Genomic DNA, 21,180 nt, shown 5'->3' on the forward strand with positions numbered 1-21,180 from the left:
TTATCGATCTTTTGCGGTCTTAAATAATTATTTCATCCCAGCCATTAAATTTTGAAGGGGTCAAAAAACATAGTATACTCTGCTTATCAACAAGGAGGTTACAATGAATTATTTAAACAAAATCTATACTTATACAGAGGGATACCGCAGGGTTTATTTTCTTTCCACCCTTGCTGTTTTTGGAGCTACTGTATTTTCCCTGTTAACCCCCCTTATCATTAAATATATAATAGATATTATAATACAAAACTTTGATCTTTCAGACTCCTATTTTGAGAAATCCATGGATTTTTTCGTAGGAAAAAGTCTTTTAAATACAGGTATTCTTATATTTTTCGTTGCTTTTTTTCAGGGTGGTTGTCTATATTTTAAAGGAAAATTATCCAGCATAGCTTCTGAAGGCATAGTAAAGACCGTCAAAGATAAGCTGTATACCCAGCTTCAAAATGTTAAATACAGTTATTTTAATAAGGTAGAAACAGGAGATCTGCTCCAAAGGTGCACCTCCGATGTAGAAACAATTCGAAAATTTCTGGCCATACAGCTGGTTGAAGTAGTAAATATTATTTTAATGATTATAATTATTTTTTTTATACTCATTAATTTAAATTTAAAACTTTCCATCATTGTGTTATCTATAATTCCCCTGATGTTTATATTTTCCCTGTATTTTTTTATTGTTGTAAAAAAATATTTTAAAATCTCCGACGAAGCTGAAGCTAAGTTATCGACTATCCTCCAGGAGAATATCCACGGGGTCCGGGTAGTAAAGGCTTTTGCCAGTGAAGATTTAGAGATAAAAAAATTTCGGTGTTCCAATAAACATTATAGTCATGTCACCTATAAACTTATCCGGTTATTTGCCTACTACTGGCCTATTTCGTCATTTTTTTCCTTTGTACAGATGGGTTTGGTGCTTTTCTTGGGGATTAAATGGGCTGTAAGCGGAACTATTACTATGGGGACTGTCATCGCTTTTGGAATGTATGTATGGCAGCTGGAATTTCCTGTAAGAAATTTGGGACGGATACTCAGTGATTTTGGCAAGGCAAGTATCTCCTTTGAGAGAATAGAGGAGATCTTAGACAGCGAGACTGATTTTAATGAAAATGAAAACTTAAAGAAACCCCAAATCAAAGGGAAGATAGTCTTTGAAAATGTTAGGTTTTCCTATATAGATAAACCTATATTAAACGGAATTTCTTTTGATTTAGATATAGGTGAAACTTTAGGTATATTAGGACCTACAGGAAGCGGAAAGTCCTCCCTTATCCACCTGATTACAAGGTTATACGACTATGACAGCGGTTCTATAAAAATTGATGGTGTAGAGTTAAAGGAGATCGATAAAAAATGGATAAGAAAAAACATTGGCCTGGTCCTGCAGGAAACCTTTCTCTTTGCAAAAAATGTCAGAGAAAATATCGGGATCACTAAAAAAATCCTGGATGACTGTGATATTTTTACTGCTGCAAAAACTGCCTCCATCCATGAAGGAATTTTGAATTTTAAAGAGGGATATGAGACCCAGGTAGGAGAAAAAGGAGTTTCTCTTTCAGGAGGCCAGAAACAAAGGATAGCCATTGCCAGGACCATTATTAATAACCATAAAATATTAATCTTTGATGATTCCCTAAGTGCAGTGGATATAGAAACAGATGCCTCAATCAGAAGGGAGCTCAAGAAAAAACACAGTTCTTCAACAACAATAATCATCTCCCATAGGATCTCCTCCATTATGGACGCCGATAAAATAATGGTCTTAGAAGGTGGAAAAATTAGTGCCTATGGTACTCATAATCAATTAAAGGATAGAGACGGCCTCTATAAAAGAATTTTAAAGATCCAGAAAGACGGGATGAAGGAAGGGATTTAATGATGGAAGCTATAAATAAAAGATCATCTATAAACATCATAAAGAATATATGGTTGTTTCTAAACCCCTTTAAGGGAACGATTGCTGTGATCTTTATCAGTATAATTGCTATTTCCGGCCTGGAAGTTTATCTCCCTGTCATGCAGAAAATTGCCATAGATGATTTTATCCTCCGGGGAAGTATACAGGGAATAAATTTATTTTTAATAAAATATATGGGGATCACCATGAGTTTATTAATTTTAGTCTATCTATTTATCTCCCTGGGGGGGAAAGTCGAGATGGCACTGGTTTACTCCCTCAGGGAAAAGGCTTTTGAAAAATTACAATACCAGTCATTTTCATATTTTGATGAAAATGCCGATGGATGGATAATGGCAAGGATGACCTCTGATATTAGAAAAATAGGGGAAATTGCAGCCTGGGGATTCGTAGATATGATCTGGAGTATCGGGTTTCTCAGCGGGATCTTAGTCATGATGTTTAGACTAAACTATAAACTTGCCCTGGTCCTCGTCTTTCTGCTCCCGGTTTTAGTTGTGATAAGTATCTATTTCCAGACCAAAATTTTGAGAACACAAAGAGATGTTCGAAAAATTAATTCCCTTATAACCGGGGCATATAACGAGGGTATTTTAGGGGCTAAAACATCTAAAATCCTGGTAAATGAAGAAAAAAATATCCATGAATTTGAAAATTTAACCTCTCGAATGAATAGAAGTTCTGTGAGAGCAGCTATGATAACTGCTATTTACCTTCCTATGGTTATAGGACTCAATAGTGTCGGACTTGTGGCAGTTTTAGGAGTCGGCCAAAAATTTATTTCAAATGGAGTGATCAGTGTTGGAACCCTGGTTCTTTTCATCAATTATACTATGATGTTTTTCAATCCTATAAAAGAATTTTCCCGAGTCTTTGCTGAAATGCAGTCAGCTCATGCCTCTTTTGAAAGGGTATTAGAACTTATCCATTCCAACCTTGAAATTAAAGATTCTGAGGAAATAATAGAAAAATACGGGGACATCTGTGAGAAAAAAATTCATAACTGGGAAAAAATAGATGGGAATGTTGAATTCAAAAATGTCAATTTTAGATATAACAACGGGAAACTTATCCTTAAAAACTTCAACCTAAAGATATCTTCTGGAGAAACCATAGCCCTTGTAGGAGAAACAGGGTCTGGAAAATCCACAATCGTAAATCTTGCATGCAGATTTTATGAGCCAACAGAGGGAAGTGTTCTTATAGATGGTATAGATTATAGGAAAAGATCCCAAAGCTGGCTCCATCATAACTTAGGTTATGTACTTCAGACCCCTCACCTATTCAGCGGCACTATAAAAGATAATATCTCCTACGGCAGGAGGGATGCGGCATTTGAAGAGGTCGTAGGAGCAGCCAAATTAGTGAAAGCACACGATTTTATTCATAAACTTACCCATGGTTATGATACAGAAGTAGGAGAGGGGGGAAATAACCTTTCTACCGGACAAAAACAACTGATCTCCTTTGCCAGAGCTGTCCTTAAAAATCCCAGTATATTCATCTTAGATGAGGCTACATCCTCTATCGATGCAGAAAGTGAAAAGATCATTCAGGATGCTACCGACATCCTTTTACACGGACGAACCAGCTTTATAATTGCTCACAGACTCTCAACCATAATTAATGCCGACAGAATCTTAGTCATAAAGAATGGAAATATTATAGAAGAAGGAGATCATAACTTTTTAATGAATAAAAAAGGAACCTACTTCACCCTTTACACCCACCAGTTTACCCAGGATGAAGAATCAAAATTAATTGGAGGAATATCAATATGAAAAAATATTATTTAAAAGATAAGAGGGAATACTTAATTCGGGAGATGGATCCTGCAGATGCTAAAAATTTTATAAACTACAGAAATACTTTAGCAGATGAATCCACTTATCTGAGAGCTTCTAAGTCGGAGTTAGATCTCAATTTAGAAGATCAGACTAAATCTATCCGCAATTTCATGGATTCTGATAACCAATACTCCATCATTGCAGAATTGGATGGAATTCTCATAGGAAACCTGCAGTTTAGAGGAGGAAATCATCAGAGGACCCGGCATGCAGGTGAATTTGGGATAAGTGTATTAAAGGATTATTGGGGCAATGGAATCGGATACAACCTCCTGTCTCACCTTATTGAGTGGGCCAGAGATAATAATATAATAAAAAAAATTAATCTGGAAGTCCGGGAAGATAACAGGAGCGCTATTGATCTATATAAAAAATTAGGCTTTGAACTGGAAGGAACAATCAGGAAAAATTTCTTTGCTGACGGTAAATATTATGATTCATATATAATGGGGATGACCTTTGAGTAAATTTAAAGAGTTTTATATGAAAAAAATTATATTATTTTTATTTATTTTTTCTACATTTTCATACACCAGAACAGTCAACGGAATTCTTCTAAAGGATAAAATTAAAGTTCATAATCAGAAGCTTTTTTTAAATGGTGCCGGAACCAGAAATAAATTTTTTATAGATATATATGTAGGTTCCCTATATGTTGTTACCCCTACAAATGATCCAGCATCTATAATTAACTCCAACACCATTAAGAGTATGCATCTTCATATTGTAACCAGCTGGATCAACCGCAAATTATTAAAAAGTGCCCTCAGGGCTGAATTGAGAAGTTCATCCACCGGAGAAGAGATGGATGAACTGCAGGAAGAGATAGATACTTTTTTATCTACATTCAATGAAGAAATCATAAGGGGAGATAAATTTATTTTTAATATAATCCCCGGTGCAGGGGTAGAAGTTTATAAAAATAACAGGCTGATTAAATCTATAGAGGGAGACCAGTTCAGTAAAAGACTGATCCAGCTGTGGATAGGAGATACTCCTGTGGACAGAAAATTAAAAGCTGGAATCTTAGGAAATTAGATAGGGCAGATTAAGGTGGTCTTTTCAGTTGAAAAGATCATAGAAGTATATAAAACAGCCGGCTCACGGGGCCGGCTGAATAACTTTTACAATTATCTATATAAATACCTTGTTAATATATCCAGAAGCCATGGCTGAGAGGCATCCTCCATAACTCAGATTAAATTCCACCCTGCCATTTACACAATATTCCTTGGAAGAGTCTGTTATATCCAGGATAAGGTGGTCACTGCTGGCACCTAAAACAATAATATCTTCATCTATGGGAGTCAGGTAGTCCGGCAAGATGTCCTGTTTTCCCAGGGCGCATATAGCCCGTCTTCTGATGCCTCTGTCTATAAAAACAGGCACTTTTCCAAAGGCATCCAGACCAACCTCCCCTATAGGAACAGAGGGTTTAAGCTTGATCTCCACTATTTCAGCCTCTAATCTGAATGTGTCCACATTGAGGCCTTTGACAGGTTTATCATCCAAACCTATTCCCAGCAGCAGTGAAGCTCCCAGTCTCAACTGGTTAACTTCCTCTGGTAGTGAATCATCTTCAAATAAACTGAGGGCTCCTGAATTCCCTCCAGAGATGATCTCCAGGGTCAGAGCAAACTTATCTTCCAATGTAGATCTAATTTCAATTAATCTCCTTAAATTTTCTTCTGTGGGGAGAATACCTCCATAGCAGGTCAAGTTACTTCCTATTCCAAGGAGTCTAATTCCGGCAATCTCCTTTATCTTTTCCACTGCATCAAATATTTCATCCATATAAAATATGCCTTCCCTCAAATCGCCCAGATCCACCATTAAGACTATATTATATACCTTCTCTTGTATAACAGCCTGATTTCCAAGTGCTTTTATAGTGGACACTTCAGAAACCAGAGAGATATCTGAATACTTCACTATTTTTTCCGCCTGACTGGCCATAGGAATCCTGATCAGCATCTTCGGCACTTTGAGATCAGATATTTTTTTAAGATTTTCAATCCTTGCATCGGCTAAAACCTCAACTCCTGCATCCACTAGGGCATCTGCTATAATTTCATTTCCGCAAACCATCTTTGTGACACCGGCTACAGCTATTCCTCTTGCCCGGCACCGTCTCACCATCTCACGGGTATTTTCTTCAATCTTTTTTAAATCTATCGTTAACTTTGGATAGGTCATCTGTAATCCTCCAGAGCATTTATAAAGCAGGTAAAATAGGACCGCTGCTCCTGGAAAGTGTAATATCTATAAACTTAAATGACACATCTAAATTTTTTATCAGTCAGAAATCTTCCGCCGGCAGAGATATCACACGTCCTTATGGGAGCACATATCAGATACATTCCTTTTCAGATATAGCCTCCAAAAAAACTGCCATTGAGACATCCATATTCCAAGATCTTGTCGATCTCATTTTCTCCCAAAATTTTTAACAAATCTATCATAGATATTCCATCCCCCTGCTTTTGAATAAACTTTCCTGCAAAACAAATAACTTAACTTCAGTTTACCTTAAAATTGTTGCACCAGAACCAAAAATCTTATTAATTTTCATATTCCCCTCCTAAATTTAAAGTAATGGCTTCTAATTTATTCTGAAAAATCAACAAAATCCTTTTTTAGAATAAACTTTATTTCTATAAAAAAATCAAATGATCGCAGATAAAATTCCAAGAAATTCGAAGACAAAATAAGAAAAAACACCAAATAAAAGGACACTAGAATTAGTGTCCTTTTAAGGTCGATTTTATTAACTTTAGTTTTGAATGTTCCAATTGTTTATTTTGACACCTTCGTATCATATCGTTAAATTTTTAATCGGAGTATTGTCCATGATAGAATTAATATTTTAACGTTAGACTTTTGTATATATATCTAGTATACTGTTGCCATAGAGTAAAGACCCATAAGGAGTATATATGTTAGAGAATATAGGAGAAAATATAGGAGAAAAAATAAAAGAATTGAGAATAAATAAGGGAATGACACTAAGGGGTCTGGGAGAAACAGTAGATCTATCTGCTGGATTTTTATCCCAGCTGGAAAGAGGCCTTACAACTATATCGGTGGATGTACTTCAAAGAATCTCAGTGGAACTAGGTGTAGAACTTACTTATTTTTTTCGTGAAGTGGAAGTAAAAAATGAAGAAAAAGTAATAATGCGGGGGTATGAAAAAGAAGTTTATGAATTGGTTAATTCACAGTTTGTCCATTACCATTTGAGTAATAACCTTACAGATAAGGATATGGTACCAAGAATGATAGATATTCTGCCAAAGGAGAAACAGGAAAGATTAAAGGGATACTCCCATGAGGGAGAGGAATTCATATATGTATTGGAAGGGATTCTTACCCTTGTGATGGATGACAGGGAGGAAACTCTATTCCCGGGAGATAGCGCACACTATAGCTCCCAGTCTCTTCATAACTGGGGGAATAATACAAGTAAGAAAACAAGAATAATAGCTGTAGGAACACCTAACATCTATAAAAAATAACCAAAAACCTGTTTTAAAAAACAGGTTTTTTTGTTATTTTTTATACCCGCAAGGGGCATAATACTATTAGTTTACTATATAGGCATAGAATTTTGAGATAAAATTTATGAAATAAAATATTGTAAAAGCCTAAATTACGCTTGTTTGGATGCAACGTCACGTTGCTTTTTTATTTTATTAATATTATGTTTGCAGACTATTTTTGAGATTATTTAATGATATTAAAAATAGATGCTCCGTTTATATATATAAACGAAGCGTTTATATGTATGAATTTAAAGTTGGACTTAGTGAAAAAAATGTTATATACTCTCGGTATAAAATAAATACTTCTGAAAGGGGAGGAAAAATGGAAGGGACAATTGTAAATGTTCAAAAATATTCAGTTCATGATGGACCCGGGATAAGAACTACTATATTTTTTAAAGGGTGCCCGTTAAAGTGCTGGTGGTGCCACAACCCAGAGAGTATAAGCTTAAAAGAAGAGATCATGTCTTGTGAAGATAAGTGTACAAACTGTGGCAGGTGTATAAAAATATGCAGAGAGGAGGCTATAAAGCTAAAGGATGGAAACCCCTTTGTAGAACTGGAAAAGTGTAAATCTTGCGGCAGGTGTGCTGAATTTTGTATAAGTGACGCCAAAGAACACGTGGGGAGAAAAGTTCATGTAGATGAACTTATTGTTCAGATAAAAAAAGATATCCCCTTTTATGAGGAATCAGGAGGTGGGGTAACTTTTTCAGGAGGAGAACCTTTAATGCAGGGGGAGTTTTTAAATGAAGTTTTAAAGAGGTGTAAGAAGATCCACATCAATACTACTCTTGATACCTGTGGTTATTCGGATTGGGAAAAAATAGATAAAATTCATGATAAGGTAGACCTGTTTTTATATGATTTAAAGATATTTGATGAGAAAAAACATATTAAATATACCGGGGTATCCAATAAATTGATATTGGAAAATTTAAAAAAATTATCCAGCCTGGGTAAGAATATATATGTAAGAATGCCGATTATAAAAGGTATAAATGATGACAGGGAGCATGTAGATAATTGTGTGGAATTTTTATCAGAACTTAATATACTCCAGGTAAATCTACTTCCCTATCATAAATTAGGCATGAATAAGTATAACAAATTAGCTAAAGAATACAAATTAACAGGAGAAGAAAAACCATCTGACAGTGAGATGAGAGAAATAGCCGAAAAATTTAGAACAGCAGGAATAAAAGTAAAAATAGGGGGATAATCATGATGACAGAAAGAATAAAAAAACTTAGAAAGCAAAGTGTAGAAGCAGTGCCTAGAATATCAATGGAAAGAGCAGTCATAGTAGATGAAGTCTATAAAAAATATGAAGGAAGTGTCTCTACCCCGGTACTAAGAGCCCTGGTACTAAAGGAGTTAATGTGCAAAAAAGAGCTGTGTATAAATGAAGGGGAGTTAATTGTGGGAGAAAGAGGAGAAAAGCCGGCAGTTACTCCTACTTATCCGGAACTATGTTGTCATACTATAGATGATTTTGAGGTTATGAACCAGAGAGAAAAGATATCTTTTAAGGTATCTGAAGAAGCAAAGAATATCCAAAGAGAAACAATAATTCCTCACTGGGAAAAAAGATCTATGCGTCACTCTATACTAGCCAATGTAACAGATGAATGGAACTCCTGCTATCAGGCAGGGATCTTTACTGAATTCATGGAGCAGAGGGGACCAGGTCACACAGTGGCAGACGGGAAGATATACACAAAGGGGTTTCTAGATTTTAAAGGCGACATACAGAAAGCCATAGATTCCTTGGACTTTCACACCGACGAAAAAGCCCTGGACAGAAAACATCAATTAGAGGGAATGAGTATAGCCTGTGATGCGGTAATGATATTGGGAGAACGTTATTCAGAACTGGCTGAGGAGATGGCAGGGAAGGAGAGGGACCCTATAAGAAAAGAGGAGCTTTTAGGTATCTCAAAGAGATGCGGCAGAGTACCTGCCCATGCTCCAGAGACATTTGAAGAGGCTATCCAGATGTACTGGTTCATCCACCTGTGCGTAATCAGTGAGCTAAACCCCTGGGATTCATTTTCTCCAGGAAGACTGGACCAGCACTTAAACCCATTTTATATGAAGGAAGTAGATGAAGGGACCATGGATCCTGAAAAAGCCAAGGAACTGCTGCAGTGTCTGTGGATAAAGTTCAACAACCAGCCGGCACCTCCTAAGGTAGGAATTACTCTAAAAGAGAGCGGGACCTATACAGATTTTGCCAACCTTAATACAGGCGGGGTCCAGGCAGACGGATCGGATGGTGTCAACGAAGTAAGTTACATCATATTGGAGGTAATGGATGAACTGAAGTTATTGCAGCCAAGCTCAAATGTTCATATAAGTAAAAAAACTCCTCAGGCATTTTTGAAAAAGTCCCTGGAAGTAGTAAGAAAAGGATGGGGGCAGCCGGCACTTTATAATACAGACGCTGTAATCCAGGAGATGCTTATTGCAGGAAAGACCGTAGAGGATGCAAGGTGCGGTGGAAACAGCGGGTGTATAGAAACTGGAGCTTTTGGTAAGGAAGCTTATATCCTTACAGGGTATATGAACCTTCCTAAAATATTGGAAATAACCCTTCACAATGGACTGGATCCTATGAGCGGCAAAAAACTGGGGATAGAAACAGGAAATCCGGAAACTTTTTCTACTTATGAAGAACTGTTTGAAGCTTATAAAAAACAACTAAAGCACTTTATCGATATTAAGGTAAAGGGAAACAGGATAATTGAAAGACTCTATGCAACAAAGATGCCAGTACCCTTCCTGTCTGTAATCATAGATGACTGCATCACAAAGGGTAGGGACTACAATGCAGGGGGAGCGAGATACAACACCTCGTATATCCAGGGAGTAGGTATAGGTAATATTGCAGACATGATGACATCCATCAAATACAATGTTTTTGATAAAAAAAGGATGTCCATGAGGGAACTGCTAAAAGCTGCAAAAGATGATTTTGTAGGACACGAGGATATCCTTCACCTGGTTGTTAACAAAACTCCTAAATATGGAAATGATGAGGATTACGCAGATGACATCATGCAGGAGATATTTTATGCATACTATAATGAAGTAAACGGGAGACCTAACTGTAACGGTGGAGAACACAGAATAAACATGCTTCCTACCACCTGTCATGTGTATTTTGGTGCAGTAATAGGAGGTACTACAGACGGTAGAAGGGCAAATAAACCCCTGGCAGACGGAATCTCACCATCTAAGGGAGTAGATAAGGTAGGACCTACAGGAGTTATAAAATCTGCTTCTAAGATGAACCACCTGATAACAGGAGGAACACTTCTTAATCAGAAGTTTACCCCTTCTATGGTGGAGGGAGAGCAGGGTCTGGATAATCTGGCTCACCTGGTGAGATCATATTTCAAATTAGACGGTCATCATATTCAGTTCAATATAATCAGCAGGGATATACTTTTAAAAGCACAGGAAAACCCTGAAGAATACAAGGATCTTATTGTAAGGGTGGCAGGTTTCAGTGATTTCTTCTGGAATCTTGATAAAGCACTTCAGGATGAGATAATAGAAAGAACGGAACAGGAGTTTTAGACAAAATAGAAAAAGAATTGGAGGAGAACAATGAAGAAAATAGGTTTTATAGGCTGTGGTAATATGTCACAGGCAATGATTGGTGGGGTAGTAAGGGCAGAGATATTTCCAGGAAAGAACATACTTGTATCCGACCTGAATAAAAAAAGTTTAGAGGCTGCAGCGGATAAATACGGAGTTGCTGCCACCACCGATAATTTAGAAGTAGCGAGGGAAAGCGATATTCTGATACTTGCTGTAAAGCCTAATCTATACGGTGTAGTTATTTCACAGATAAAAGACTCAGTTAAAAGCGATGTGATTGTTGTTACCATAGCCGCAGGAAAGAGTATAGAAAGTACCGAAACAGCTTTTGGAAAAAATATAAAGGTGGTTAGAGTGATGCCTAACACTCCTGCTCTAGTGGGTGAGGGGATGTCTTCTATGGTTCCCAACAAGCTAATCGAAGTTCATGAATTAGAAGAAGTGCTAAGAATCTTTGAAAGTTTTGGAAGGACCGAGGTTGTGGAGGAAAAACTTATGGATGTAGTTACTTCTGTAAGCGGATCTGCACCGGCTTATGTCTATATGTTTATAGAAGCTATGGCTGACGGAGCAGTCCTTGATGGGATGCCAAGGGATAAGGCTTATAAGATGGCGGCTCAAACAGTATTGGGAGCGGCTAAAATGGTAATGGAAACTGGAATGCATCCTGGCCAGCTTAAAGACATGGTGTGTTCTCCCGGGGGAACAACGATAGAGGCTGTAACGGCTTTGGAGGAAAAAGGACTTAGGAATGCAGTGATTACGGCTATGAAAAGGTGTACAGAAAAATCAAAAAAAATGTCTAAATAGACAACAAGGGGGAAGGTTAATGTTTAATACAAATGAATATTTTGATGGGAAGGTAAAATCTATTAGTTTTGAAAATAGTGAAGGACCGGCAACAATAGGAGTTATGGCTCCTGGAGAATATAAGTTTGGAACTTCTAAGAAGGAATATATGACCGTAACTAGCGGTAAGATGACGGTAAAGTTACCTGGAAATGAAAACTGGGAGGAAGTGGAAGCAGGAAATACCTTTGAAGTGGAGGCAGATAGTTCATTTTTAGTAAAAGTAGAGGATGAAATTTCCTACCTTTGTCTATACAGATAATTTTAGGTAGATTAAAATTCAATAAAATTTTGTATGGATTGTGTAAACACTAAAAATTATTAAGGGAGGTACAGATGTTAAACGATAAACTTTTAAAACTTAGAGATGAAATGAGTAAAAATGGGATAGATGCTTATATTATTCCCAGTTCAGATGCACACCAGAGTGAATATGTAGCAGAATATTTTAAAGGCAGGAGATGGATAAGCAACTTTACAGGCAGTGCCGGGACTGCAGTTATCACCTCTGATTCTGCCGGCCTTTGGACAGACGGCCGATACTTTATACAGGCTGAAAAAGAACTTGAAGGAAGCGGCTTTGATCTTTTTAAAATGGCTGAAGAGGGAGTACCTACCTACCCTGAATGGTTGAAAAGTGTTGTCAAAAAAGATGGTATTATTGGATTTGACGGAAAGGTCATCTCTGTTTCTGCCTACAATGAATTAAAAAAAGGATTTGATGAAGATAACTTTAAAATTCAGTATGATCTGTTGGAATCTATCTGGGATGACAGACCTAGTTTCCCAAAGGAAAATATCTTTGTTCACGACCTCTCCTATGCCGGAAAATCCACCTCTGAAAAAATTGATATTATCCGTGGAATCTATCACTCCCATGGGGCTGACAGCTATATCCTCAGTTCTTTAGATGATATTGCATGGACTTTTAACCTGAGAGGAAGTGATGTATTAAACAATACTACCTTCTATGCATATGCACTTATTGAGGATGACAAGACTACTCTATTTATAGACAGGGATAAGCTGGATGAAGAAACCAAATTATACCTTAAAGAAAACAATATAGTTTTAAAATCCTATGATGAGATTACTGCTGACCTGTCTAATTTAAAAAATAAGAATATCTATCTCAGTCCGGAAAGAACAAGTATTTATATAGAGTCACTGCTTCAAAACAATAAAATTATCCATGATAAAGAGATAACTGCCTATTTAAAAGCTGTTAAAAATGAGGTAGAGATACAAAATTCAAGGGAATGTTATTTAAATGACTCCATAGCTCTCCTAAAAGGGTTTAAACATATTGAAGAAAATTTTAAAGAAACTCCTATCACCGAACTGGATGTGGAAGATATTATCAAAAATGAAAGATCAAAGATCGATGGATTTAAGGGTATAAGTTTTGATACCATTGCCGGGTACAAAGATCATGCAGCCCTTATGCATTTTAAGGCCAATGAAAAAAATACATATACCCTGGATTCTCGTGATTTTTTACTGGTTGATTCAGGGGGGCAGTACCTCAACGGGACTACCGATATCACCAGAACATTTTCATTGGGAGAGATCACACCTGAGCAGAAAAAAGACTTTACTCTGGTATTAAAGAGTGTAATTAATCTCAGCAGGGCTAAATTTTTAAAGGGGACTACCGGTTATAAATTGGATATGCTGGCCAGATACCCGCTATGGTTAGAAGGAATAGATTATAAGTGTGGAACCGGCCATGGAGTTGGATTTTTTCTGAATATTCACGAAGGTCCCCAAGGTTTTTCTGTGAGAAAAAGTCATGACCTTCCTTTAGAGGTCGGTATGAACTTAACTATCGAACCTGGTGTTTATAAGGAAGGAAGACATGGTATCCGTACTGAAAACACCGTTATAGTAAAAGAAGCTTTTACCAATGAAAGCGGGACTTTTTATGAATTTGAAACTATATCTTTCTTCCCCATTGATATAAATTCTATCGATCCATCTCTATTGAATAGTGATGAATTAGAGTGGATCAATACCTACCATGCTGCTACCTTTAATAAATTGTCTCCATATTTAAATATAGATGAGGTCAACTGGTTAAAAGAAAAAACTAAACAAATATAAAATACACAATTTAGTGATGCCCTCTGCGGGTATAATTTTCTAAATAATAAAAAAAATCCCCTGCCATTCCAGCAGGGGGGATTTCTTTATTTTATTTTTCTCCTAATAATCTGTCTAGGATTATAGCAACTGCCGATCTTACTGACAGATGATTATACTTTGTCTTACCTCTGATTGGATCTAAGATATGAGTACAGCTATCCATGATCTCATCTACCAAACCATGTCCTGTACCGAACAATAACAGGTAAACATTGTCATCATTATAGATTTTTTCACTCATATCTTCATATGAAATTGAGTTATCATATACTCTTGCAGAAGTTGTGACAATTACCGGTTTTTTCCCTTCAGCCTTTTCTATCTCTTCTACAGCTTTTTCAATACTTTCAGTTACATATGTGCTAGAAAATGCTTCTTCCCTGTCTTTATTGAAGTTTCCACCAAACCCGTCTTTCCAGTATCCGATTACTCTGCTGGTTAATTCTACCTGGGCATCCACTGGAGTGATTATATGATATCCCTTTACGTCATATGTTTTACAACTTCTAGATATATCATGGATATCAAAGTTTGTTACCGATGTAGCAACTGTTTCTTGGTTTCTGTTATACACAGGATAGTGTACTAAACCTAAATATATTTTTTCTCTCATTTATTTTTCTCCTCTTTTCTATTTTTACCACTAATATCCACCAATTACCTCTAAATAAAGTTCTTTTGATACAGATAATAAAATCAGACTTTTAAATCTATGTTAAGATTTTAGCTTTTAATTAGTATTATTCGTGATTAAGTTTTTCTACTTTACTTCTTCTAACTCTTTTGTATAAATATCAATATCATTTATATATACATCCTTTGCATACTTTAGATATTCAATATATTTATCTGATAATTTTTTCTTAACTATGGCAGGATTTCCTATTACCAGGCTTCCTTCCTCAATCTCCAGGTTAGCTCCCACAACAGATCCGGCTCCTACAAGACAATTCTTAGGTATAACTGCACCATTTAATAAAATAGCTCCCATACCGATCACACAGTTGTCTCCAATGGTGCATCCGTGGATAAGTGCATTATGTCCCACTGTAACTCCCTCTCCCAGGGTAACAGGGTAAGGTGCATCTCCATGGACTGTGCAGTTGTCCTGGATATTAGAGGCATTTCCAATGGTGATCTTACTCATATCTCCACGGAGTACAGCTCCAAACCATATACTTACATCTTCACCTAATTCAATATCTCCTATTAAAGTAGCATTAGGAGCTATATAGTTATTTTTTCCAATCTTTGGTGTTTTATTTTTTAAAGAATATATCATAATTAGTTCCCCTCCCTCAACGGTTCCCCAGGGAACCTAGTCTAGATAAATATAAAAGATTGCTTAGCAATCTTTTATATTTATTTGTTAAAATCTTTTATGTCCTCTCTTGCCTCAAAATCTTACTTTGGTCTCTCCCTATTCAGGGAGAAAATCATAAAAAGGAAGAGGGTGGTTTCTAAAGTTCGTCCACGATCTCTTTTAACAGCTTTTTTTCTTCCTTTGTAAATTCACGGCCTTCCAACAGATCAGGCCTTCTCAGATAGGTTCTTTTGAGACTTTCCTTCTTTCTCCACAACTCTATATTTTTATGGTGTCCGGAAAGCAGTATTTCCGGGACTTTCAATCCGTCAAATTCTGCCGGACGGGTATAGTGGGGATGATCCAACAGACCATTGTAAAATGAATCCTGTTCATAGGAATCTTTTTTTATCACACCGGGCAGGAGTCTGGCTATGGAATCAGCTATAACCATGGCTGGCAGCTCTCCTCCAGTCAGCACAAAGTCCCCGATGGAAATCTCTAAATCTACTTTTTCCTCTATAACCCTTTCATCTATCCCTTCATAATGGCCGGCTATTATGGTTATTTCCTCTTCCGAACTGAGCTCATTGGATAAATTTTGATGGAGGGTCACACCCTGGGGAGAGGTATAGATAACCTTTCCAGAGGTATTTTCCAGTGCTCTAAATATAGGCTCAGCCTTTAATACCATCCCTGCTCCTCCGCCAAATGGAGTGTCATCGGCAGTATTGTGTTTATCTGTAGTATAATCTCTTATGTCTATTATATTTATCTCCAGTGACCCGCTGTTTATAGCTCTTTTTATTATACTTTCACTTTTAAACCCGGCAAACATAGCAGGAAAAAGAGTCAAAATATTTATTTTCATGGTCTCATTCCCTCTATCAGATCAAAGGTAACTACCCTTTTTTCAAAATCGATGTCTTTTACAAATTCATCCACTGAAGGAACCATAATTTCTTCCTTTCCCTTACCAATTATATAGATATCATGACCTGCTGTTTCCATCAAATCAGTAATTTCTCCTAACTCTTCCCCTTCTACAGTGACAGCCATCATCCCAATGATGTCAGAGGCATAATATTCATCCTCTTCCAATCCTAAGATATCTTTTCTCACATAGATAGAATATCCAGATAGAGCAGTCCCTTCTGTTTTATTAGTTATCTCCTCAAAATCAAAGGCTAATCTTTTAGGGCTTATTTTTTTTATATTTGTTACTGTAAGTATTCTGCTCATTCCACTGGTATTTTTTATAATTACCTTAGATCCCACTATTACACTCAGGTCTTCAAAGTTTGAAGAAACCTTAACTGTTCCCATTAGATGGTGAGTTCCTGAAATTTTTCCAACTGAAATTAATTCCATGTTCTTACCTCCTAATTAATCTAAAAATTCTACGTTTACGTTTAATTTATCTTTTACTGCTGCTGCCTGCATTACACCTCTGATAGCGTTGGCAGTCAGACCGTTTTTACCTATTACTTTTCCTAATTCACCATCAGCTACTCTTATTTTAAATACAATAAGATCTTTCTTTTCCTCATATGTTATGTCTATTGCATCTTGTGTTTTTACCATTTCTGAAACTATATATTTTAATAGTGCTTCTAATTTTTCCATTTTTTCCTCCTTTATATCACTCTTTCCTCTCAAGGAGGAAGAGTTAACTTCTTATTTTTTCCACCAATTCTTTACCGACTCTTTTTGGGACCCCGTCACCATCTACAAAGATATTTGTGGTGTTTCCAATCCCAAAGAGAGTCTGCATATCACTATCATAAAATTCATACCTGAATTTCACTTTAATTCTGTTTATATCCATTAAGATAGTTTTTATCTTTATCTCCATATCGTATTCTATGGCCTTTAAAAATTTTATATCTATATCTGAGACCGGAAGAAATATCCCCTCTGCTTCCAAAGATTTATAGGAGAGGTTTTTATCTCTGATAAATTCAGTTCTTCCTTTTTCCATCCAGATAACATAGTTGGAGTGATATACCCGTCCCATCTGGTCGGTTTCATTGTAGTAAACTCTGTGATCTATCGTATGACAACTTTTTTCCATTATTGCCTCCTATAAAACGCCCTTCCAAGGTCCCTCATAGGTTATCTTAGCATATACTCCGCTTGCATCTAAATCTTCTACAACACCTCTTACTTCATCAGCGTAGAATTCAGTAGATATAATCTTTATCGTTCCTAACTTAGCATCTAAAGTTCTGACTATTCCCAGCCCTTCATAGGCTTCCATTACTTTATTTATAAAATCTATATGTTTTCTTTCAGTCTGAATGAAAAACTCGTAACTTCTCATCATAATTTTACCTCCCTTACGCCTATGGCGATCTTTTACCCATTAATAAAAAATTCAGAATGGAGATTTACCCCATTCTTAATTTTTTATTATTATTTTGCTTCTAAGACTCTGATAACTTCCATATATTCATCGATAGTTATAGATTCAGCTCTTCTGTTTCCCTCTATACCTATGGCAGCTAATTTTTCTTTTAACTCTGCCTTGCTAAATCCCAGGTTAGACAGGTTATTCAGTATATTTTTTCTCTTGGTAGCAAAAGCTGCCTTTACATATTTAAAAAATGTAGCTTCATCTACTAACTTTTCATACTTGTTGTCAGCACGAAGTTTAATCGACATAAATGCCGAATCAATCTTAGGTACCGGTGTGAAATCTTCCTTTGGAATAGTGAATAGGTACTCTGCATCACCATAATATTCAACAGACAGAGTAAGAACACTTCTCTCACTTCCTGATTTTGCACATATCCTTTGAGCTACTTCTTTTTGTACCATTATATAAATTTCACTTATAATATTTCTATTTTCTATTAATTTATGAATAATTGGAGAAGTGATATAGTAAGGGATATTCGCTACCACCTTTATAGGTTCTCCTATTTTCTCCTGAAAGTCCACCTCTAATACGTCTCCCATAAGCAGTGTAAACTTGGGGTTGGTATCAAATTTCTTTCTGAGTATCTTTTCCAGATCTGTATCGATCTCCATACACGTAACTTTTTTCCCATGCTCCAGCAACAGTTCTGTAAGCGCTCCCTCACCAGGTCCTATCTCCACTATAGCGTCTTTCGCATTTACATCTGAAACTTCTATAATTCTATTTAAAACCTGTCCTGCATTGGTCAAAAAGTTTTGCCCGTATTTTTTTTTATGTTTAAATCCCATCTTTTACCTGCCTTTTTTTTTATACCTTATTTTTCTATAATTACTTTTCCGATAAATGGAAGTTCTCTATGTTTTTCAGCATAATCTATCCCATATCCCACTACAAATTCATCTGGGATCTGGAATCCAGAAAATTCTACCTCAACATTGGCTTCTCTTCTAGCCGGTTTGTCTAAAAGTGTACAAATACTGAGGGATTTTGGTTCTCTGATCTTCAAAATCTCAACAACTTTACTCAGAGTAAATCCTGTATCTATCAGATCTTCTACAATAAGTACATCTTTACCTTGGATACAGTCCTCTATATCTTTTTTTATCTTTACATCTCTAGAAGAAGTCATAGAATCCCCATAACTGGATACAGTCATAAAGTCCAGTCTCACATTCTCTAATTTTAGTTCACGGGCAAGGTCAGCCATAAATATTACCGATCCACGTAAAAGAGCAATCAATACTAACTCTTCACTGTTTTCATACTTTTTATTTATTCTAGCCCCTAATTCTGCTACTTTTTCTGCAATCTCTTTCTTTGAGATCATTACATCTACTGAATATTTCATTCTTTTTTATCTCCTTAGTCTTCTAATTCGTCTAAATTCCCCATGATACCTACGTAAGGGATGTTTCTATATTCCTGCATATAGTCTAATCCATAACCCAATACAAACTCATCCTCTATTTCAAAACCAATATATTGTACATCGATCTCAACTTCCCTTCTAGAAGGCTTATTTAAAAGTGTACATAATGATACCGACTTAGGTCCTCTATGCCCCAGCATCTTTAATACAGTCTTCAATGTGTTTCCTGAATCGATAATATCCTCTACCACGATTACATGTTTCCCCATGATATTTTCATCTAAATCCTTCTTGATTTTTACTTCTCTCGTTGATACAAATTCATTTCCATAACTAGATACAGTCATAAAATCCATCTTTAGTGGTAATTCAATTTTTCTACAAAGGTCTGCCATAAATATAATCGATCCCTTTAATAAACATACTACGATTATATCTTCCTCTACATCTTTAAAATCTTTTGTGATTTGAGCTCCTAACTCGGCCACTCTTGCAGCGATCTGTTCCTCTGTAAGCATTTTTGTTGCAATTCCTTTATCCCAAGGCTTTTTATTCAATTTTATTTCCTCCTAAGATTAATAATTTACCCCATATTTTACCATTAATTCTTGTTTTTTTTCAATGTTATATTTTAAAATAAAATACTTCCTTATTTTATTGTAATTCTTGTTATAGATAGCCATTCATTCTGTAGCGACTTTAACGTACTTTTTTACAACATACAAAGCAAAACACACACAAAAACACATAAAACCAGCATAAAAATGTTGAAAAACTTGGAAAAAAATGTTATTATTTGAGAAAAATAAAAAGAATGTGGAGGTAAAGAATTGTTATATATGGAAGAATTATTTAAGACCTTATCCAATTTAATTTGGGGAAACTGGCTTTTAGCAACATTATTATTGGTAGGCCTGTATTTTACCGTTTTCACCGGCTTCATTCAATTTAGATGGTTTAAACTATCTATGAGAGAAGTTTGGGACAGCAGAAAATCAGACAGTACAAAGGGTGAAGGGACGCTTTCTCCCTACGAAGCTCTGTGTACAGCTCTTAGCAGCTGTATAGGAAATGGAAATATTGTAGGAGTGGCTACAGCTATTGTATTAGGTGGTCCGGGAGCTGTTTTTTGGATGTGGCTGGCCGGAATATTAGGTATGGCTACAAAATATGCAGAAATTGTGTTAGGTATGATATACAGGGAAAAATTAAAAGACGGTAGTTTTGTAGGCGGACCTATGTATTATCTTTCCAAGGGTTTGAATATGAAAAAAACAGGAGTTCTTTTTGCCATTTTAATGTTCCTCCAAATAAGCGGCGGGGCATTGATTCAATCCAATGCCATTGCTTTGGTAGCAAAAGATATTTTCCATATTAAACCTTTAGTTTCCGGGATAATCATGGTAGTTTTAGTGAGCTTAGTAATAGTCGGAGGAGTCAAAAGATTAGGGTTTGTATCTACTAAAATAGTCCCAATTATGGCTTTAATATATTTTTTAGGGAGTTTAGCAATCATTATTACCAATTTTCATAATATCATCCCGGCAATTGCCGTGATATTCAGATCTGCCTTTAATTTTGACTCGATTGGCGGCGGAGTAGCAGGGTATTCTATCAGAACAGCTATGAGATTCGGGATAGCCAGAGGTCTTTATTCCAACGAAGCAGGGGAGGGTTCTGCTCCTGTATTGCATTCAACAGCTATCACCGATCACCCTTCCAGGCAGGGTTTGTTTGGTATTGTAGAGGTATTTATAGATACCATTGTAATGTGTTCAATGACTTCATTTGTAATAATAACTACCGGTATATATAAAGTAGATATTTCACCGGCTTTAATGGTTATGAGAGCCTTTGAATCCATCCATCCTATATTTAGATATATAATAGGAATAAGTATGATATTGTTTGGTTTTTCTTCTATCCTGGCCCAGTGGTATTTTGGAGATGTGACCCTTACCTTTATATTGGATAAAAAAAGAGCTGAATATTTTAAATTTATTTTTGTATTTTTTAGCTTAATAGGCTCCCTTGTCAGTTTACGTTTAGTATGGTATATTCAAGATACTATACTAGGAATAATGATAATTCCTAATCTTTTAGCTATACTTTTACTCAGTATACAGGTCAAAAAATCAGTTAAAGATTTCTCAAAAAACTACATAAATATATAACA

At 36.1% G+C, this 21,180-nt stretch carries 22 protein-coding genes; 11 read left to right on the forward strand and 11 right to left on the reverse strand.

Annotation, left to right across the window (positions count from 1 at the left end; translation table 11 throughout):
• Window positions 1–103: 103 nt before the first annotated feature.
• From DYH56_RS07195 to DYH56_RS07210, 4 genes are read left to right on the forward strand one after another with little or no spacing between them, the layout of a single operon-like run.
• The gene (locus DYH56_RS07195; RefSeq protein ID WP_114642195.1) at window positions 104–1,876 is read left to right on the forward strand and encodes an ABC transporter ATP-binding protein; all 1,773 of its coding nucleotides are present in this window, start codon (window positions 104–106) and stop codon (window positions 1,874–1,876) included.
• The gene (locus tag DYH56_RS07200) at window positions 1,876–3,699 is read left to right on the forward strand and encodes an ABC transporter ATP-binding protein (protein ID WP_114642196.1); all 1,824 of its coding nucleotides are present in this window, start codon (window positions 1,876–1,878) and stop codon (window positions 3,697–3,699) included. The genes DYH56_RS07195 and DYH56_RS07200 overlap by 1 nt, the downstream gene beginning before the upstream one ends.
• Window positions 3,696–4,232 carry a GNAT family N-acetyltransferase gene (locus DYH56_RS07205; protein WP_114642197.1) on the forward strand — a complete coding sequence of 179 codons (537 nt, stop codon included), beginning with the start codon at window positions 3,696–3,698 and terminating at the stop codon, window positions 4,230–4,232. The genes DYH56_RS07200 and DYH56_RS07205 overlap by 4 nt, the downstream gene beginning before the upstream one ends.
• Window positions 4,233–4,248: 16 nt before the next feature.
• Complete coding sequence (locus tag DYH56_RS07210) at window positions 4,249–4,803, forward strand: chalcone isomerase family protein (protein ID WP_147269600.1); 555 nt, start codon at window positions 4,249–4,251, stop codon at window positions 4,801–4,803.
• Between the two features lie 96 nt (window positions 4,804–4,899).
• Here DYH56_RS07210 and orr read toward each other — a convergent pair whose 3' ends face one another.
• The gene (orr, locus tag DYH56_RS07215) at window positions 4,900–5,961 is read right to left on the reverse strand and encodes an ornithine racemase Orr (RefSeq protein ID WP_114642199.1); all 1,062 of its coding nucleotides are present in this window, start codon (window positions 5,959–5,961) and stop codon (window positions 4,900–4,902) included.
• A gap of 740 nt (window positions 5,962–6,701) precedes the next feature.
• Between orr and DYH56_RS07220 the strand changes: the two genes are divergently transcribed.
• From DYH56_RS07220 to DYH56_RS07245, 6 genes are all read left to right on the forward strand, one after another.
• Entirely contained in the window at window positions 6,702–7,280 is a 579-nt protein-coding gene (locus DYH56_RS07220; protein ID WP_199532989.1) for a helix-turn-helix domain-containing protein, read from the forward strand.
• A 349-nt stretch (window positions 7,281–7,629) separates the two neighbouring features.
• A complete protein-coding gene (locus tag DYH56_RS07225; RefSeq protein ID WP_114642220.1) occupies window positions 7,630–8,529 on the forward strand; it encodes a trans-4-hydroxy-L-proline dehydratase activase in 900 nt (299 codons plus the stop codon).
• Window positions 8,530–8,531: 2 nt separating this feature from the next.
• A complete protein-coding gene (hypD, locus tag DYH56_RS07230) occupies window positions 8,532–10,892 on the forward strand; it encodes a trans-4-hydroxy-L-proline dehydratase (RefSeq protein WP_114642200.1) in 2,361 nt (786 codons plus the stop codon).
• 30 nt (window positions 10,893–10,922) lie between these two features.
• Complete coding sequence (gene proC, locus DYH56_RS07235) at window positions 10,923–11,726, forward strand: pyrroline-5-carboxylate reductase (protein ID WP_114642201.1); 804 nt, start codon at window positions 10,923–10,925, stop codon at window positions 11,724–11,726.
• Window positions 11,727–11,745: 19 nt separating this feature from the next.
• Window positions 11,746–12,027 (forward strand): pyrimidine/purine nucleoside phosphorylase, encoded by a 282-nt coding sequence (ppnP, locus tag DYH56_RS07240; protein WP_114642202.1) that lies wholly within the window; start codon window positions 11,746–11,748, stop codon window positions 12,025–12,027.
• Window positions 12,028–12,101: 74 nt separating this feature from the next.
• Window positions 12,102–13,868, forward strand: coding sequence for an aminopeptidase P family protein (locus DYH56_RS07245; RefSeq protein ID WP_114642203.1), 1,767 nt, complete (start codon window positions 12,102–12,104; stop codon window positions 13,866–13,868).
• Window positions 13,869–13,959: 91 nt separating this feature from the next.
• Here DYH56_RS07245 and DYH56_RS07250 read toward each other — a convergent pair whose 3' ends face one another.
• The 10 genes from DYH56_RS07250 to hpt (DYH56_RS07295) form a co-directional block, all read right to left on the reverse strand.
• A complete protein-coding gene (locus DYH56_RS07250; protein WP_114642204.1) occupies window positions 13,960–14,523 on the reverse strand; it encodes an RNA methyltransferase in 564 nt (187 codons plus the stop codon).
• 147 nt (window positions 14,524–14,670) lie between these two features.
• Complete coding sequence (locus DYH56_RS07255; protein ID WP_114642205.1) at window positions 14,671–15,192, reverse strand: gamma carbonic anhydrase family protein; 522 nt, start codon at window positions 15,190–15,192, stop codon at window positions 14,671–14,673.
• 178 nt (window positions 15,193–15,370) lie between these two features.
• Window positions 15,371–16,084 (reverse strand): tRNA (guanosine(37)-N1)-methyltransferase TrmD, encoded by a 714-nt coding sequence (gene trmD, locus DYH56_RS07260; protein WP_114642206.1) that lies wholly within the window; start codon window positions 16,082–16,084, stop codon window positions 15,371–15,373.
• A complete protein-coding gene (gene rimM, locus DYH56_RS07265) occupies window positions 16,081–16,584 on the reverse strand; it encodes a ribosome maturation factor RimM (protein WP_114642207.1) in 504 nt (167 codons plus the stop codon). The genes trmD and rimM overlap by 4 nt, the downstream gene beginning before the upstream one ends.
• Window positions 16,585–16,599: 15 nt before the next feature.
• Complete coding sequence (locus DYH56_RS07270; protein ID WP_028856129.1) at window positions 16,600–16,839, reverse strand: KH domain-containing protein; 240 nt, start codon at window positions 16,837–16,839, stop codon at window positions 16,600–16,602.
• Window positions 16,840–16,882: 43 nt separating this feature from the next.
• Window positions 16,883–17,287 carry an acyl-CoA thioesterase gene (locus tag DYH56_RS07275; protein ID WP_114642208.1) on the reverse strand — a complete coding sequence of 135 codons (405 nt, stop codon included), beginning with the start codon at window positions 17,285–17,287 and terminating at the stop codon, window positions 16,883–16,885.
• 9 nt (window positions 17,288–17,296) lie between these two features.
• A complete protein-coding gene (locus DYH56_RS07280; RefSeq protein WP_114642209.1) occupies window positions 17,297–17,539 on the reverse strand; it encodes a DUF4911 domain-containing protein in 243 nt (80 codons plus the stop codon).
• 89 nt (window positions 17,540–17,628) lie between these two features.
• Window positions 17,629–18,423, reverse strand: coding sequence for a 16S rRNA (adenine(1518)-N(6)/adenine(1519)-N(6))-dimethyltransferase RsmA (rsmA, locus tag DYH56_RS07285; protein WP_114642210.1), 795 nt, complete (start codon window positions 18,421–18,423; stop codon window positions 17,629–17,631).
• Window positions 18,424–18,449: 26 nt separating this feature from the next.
• Window positions 18,450–18,983 (reverse strand): hypoxanthine phosphoribosyltransferase, encoded by a 534-nt coding sequence (gene hpt, locus DYH56_RS07290; protein WP_114642211.1) that lies wholly within the window; start codon window positions 18,981–18,983, stop codon window positions 18,450–18,452.
• Window positions 18,984–18,997: 14 nt separating this feature from the next.
• A complete protein-coding gene (hpt, locus tag DYH56_RS07295; protein ID WP_233500007.1) occupies window positions 18,998–19,561 on the reverse strand; it encodes a hypoxanthine phosphoribosyltransferase in 564 nt (187 codons plus the stop codon).
• 282 nt (window positions 19,562–19,843) lie between these two features.
• On the opposite strand from hpt (DYH56_RS07295), the gene DYH56_RS07300 reads away from it, so the two are divergent.
• Window positions 19,844–21,178 (forward strand): alanine/glycine:cation symporter family protein, encoded by a 1,335-nt coding sequence (locus DYH56_RS07300; protein WP_233500008.1) that lies wholly within the window; start codon window positions 19,844–19,846, stop codon window positions 21,176–21,178.
• The last annotated feature ends 2 nt before the right edge of the window (window positions 21,179–21,180 follow it).

The sequence above is a fragment of the Psychrilyobacter piezotolerans genome (genome assembly GCF_003391055.1).
GTDB classification, from domain to species: domain Bacteria; phylum Fusobacteriota; class Fusobacteriia; order Fusobacteriales; family Fusobacteriaceae; genus Psychrilyobacter; species Psychrilyobacter piezotolerans.

What these genes read in the sequence shown, in the direction of transcription:
- DYH56_RS07195 (WP_114642195.1), top strand. Translation starts at nt 104, where the DNA reads ATGAATTATTTAAACAAAATCTATACTTATACAGAGGGATACCGCAGG.
- DYH56_RS07200 (WP_114642196.1), top strand. Translation starts at nt 1,876, where the DNA reads ATGATGGAAGCTATAAATAAAAGATCATCTATAAACATCATAAAGAAT.
- DYH56_RS07205 (WP_114642197.1), top strand. Translation starts at nt 3,696, where the DNA reads ATGAAAAAATATTATTTAAAAGATAAGAGGGAATACTTAATTCGGGAG.
- DYH56_RS07210 (WP_147269600.1), top strand. Translation starts at nt 4,249, where the DNA reads ATGAAAAAAATTATATTATTTTTATTTATTTTTTCTACATTTTCATAC.
- orr (WP_114642199.1), bottom strand. Translation starts at nt 5,961, where the DNA reads ATGACCTATCCAAAGTTAACGATAGATTTAAAAAAGATTGAAGAAAAT.
- DYH56_RS07220 (WP_199532989.1), top strand. Translation starts at nt 6,702, where the DNA reads ATGTTAGAGAATATAGGAGAAAATATAGGAGAAAAAATAAAAGAATTG.
- DYH56_RS07225 (WP_114642220.1), top strand. Translation starts at nt 7,630, where the DNA reads ATGGAAGGGACAATTGTAAATGTTCAAAAATATTCAGTTCATGATGGA.
- hypD (WP_114642200.1), top strand. Translation starts at nt 8,532, where the DNA reads ATGATGACAGAAAGAATAAAAAAACTTAGAAAGCAAAGTGTAGAAGCA.
- proC (WP_114642201.1), top strand. Translation starts at nt 10,923, where the DNA reads ATGAAGAAAATAGGTTTTATAGGCTGTGGTAATATGTCACAGGCAATG.
- ppnP (WP_114642202.1), top strand. Translation starts at nt 11,746, where the DNA reads ATGTTTAATACAAATGAATATTTTGATGGGAAGGTAAAATCTATTAGT.
- DYH56_RS07245 (WP_114642203.1), top strand. Translation starts at nt 12,102, where the DNA reads ATGTTAAACGATAAACTTTTAAAACTTAGAGATGAAATGAGTAAAAAT.
- DYH56_RS07250 (WP_114642204.1), bottom strand. Translation starts at nt 14,523, where the DNA reads ATGAGAGAAAAAATATATTTAGGTTTAGTACACTATCCTGTGTATAAC.
- DYH56_RS07255 (WP_114642205.1), bottom strand. Translation starts at nt 15,192, where the DNA reads ATGATATATTCTTTAAAAAATAAAACACCAAAGATTGGAAAAAATAAC.
- trmD (WP_114642206.1), bottom strand. Translation starts at nt 16,084, where the DNA reads ATGAAAATAAATATTTTGACTCTTTTTCCTGCTATGTTTGCCGGGTTT.
- rimM (WP_114642207.1), bottom strand. Translation starts at nt 16,584, where the DNA reads ATGGAATTAATTTCAGTTGGAAAAATTTCAGGAACTCACCATCTAATG.
- DYH56_RS07270 (WP_028856129.1), bottom strand. Translation starts at nt 16,839, where the DNA reads ATGGAAAAATTAGAAGCACTATTAAAATATATAGTTTCAGAAATGGTA.
- DYH56_RS07275 (WP_114642208.1), bottom strand. Translation starts at nt 17,287, where the DNA reads ATGGAAAAAAGTTGTCATACGATAGATCACAGAGTTTACTACAATGAA.
- DYH56_RS07280 (WP_114642209.1), bottom strand. Translation starts at nt 17,539, where the DNA reads ATGATGAGAAGTTACGAGTTTTTCATTCAGACTGAAAGAAAACATATA.
- rsmA (WP_114642210.1), bottom strand. Translation starts at nt 18,423, where the DNA reads ATGGGATTTAAACATAAAAAAAAATACGGGCAAAACTTTTTGACCAAT.
- hpt (WP_114642211.1), bottom strand. Translation starts at nt 18,983, where the DNA reads ATGAAATATTCAGTAGATGTAATGATCTCAAAGAAAGAGATTGCAGAA.
- DYH56_RS07300 (WP_233500008.1), top strand. Translation starts at nt 19,844, where the DNA reads ATGGAAGAATTATTTAAGACCTTATCCAATTTAATTTGGGGAAACTGG.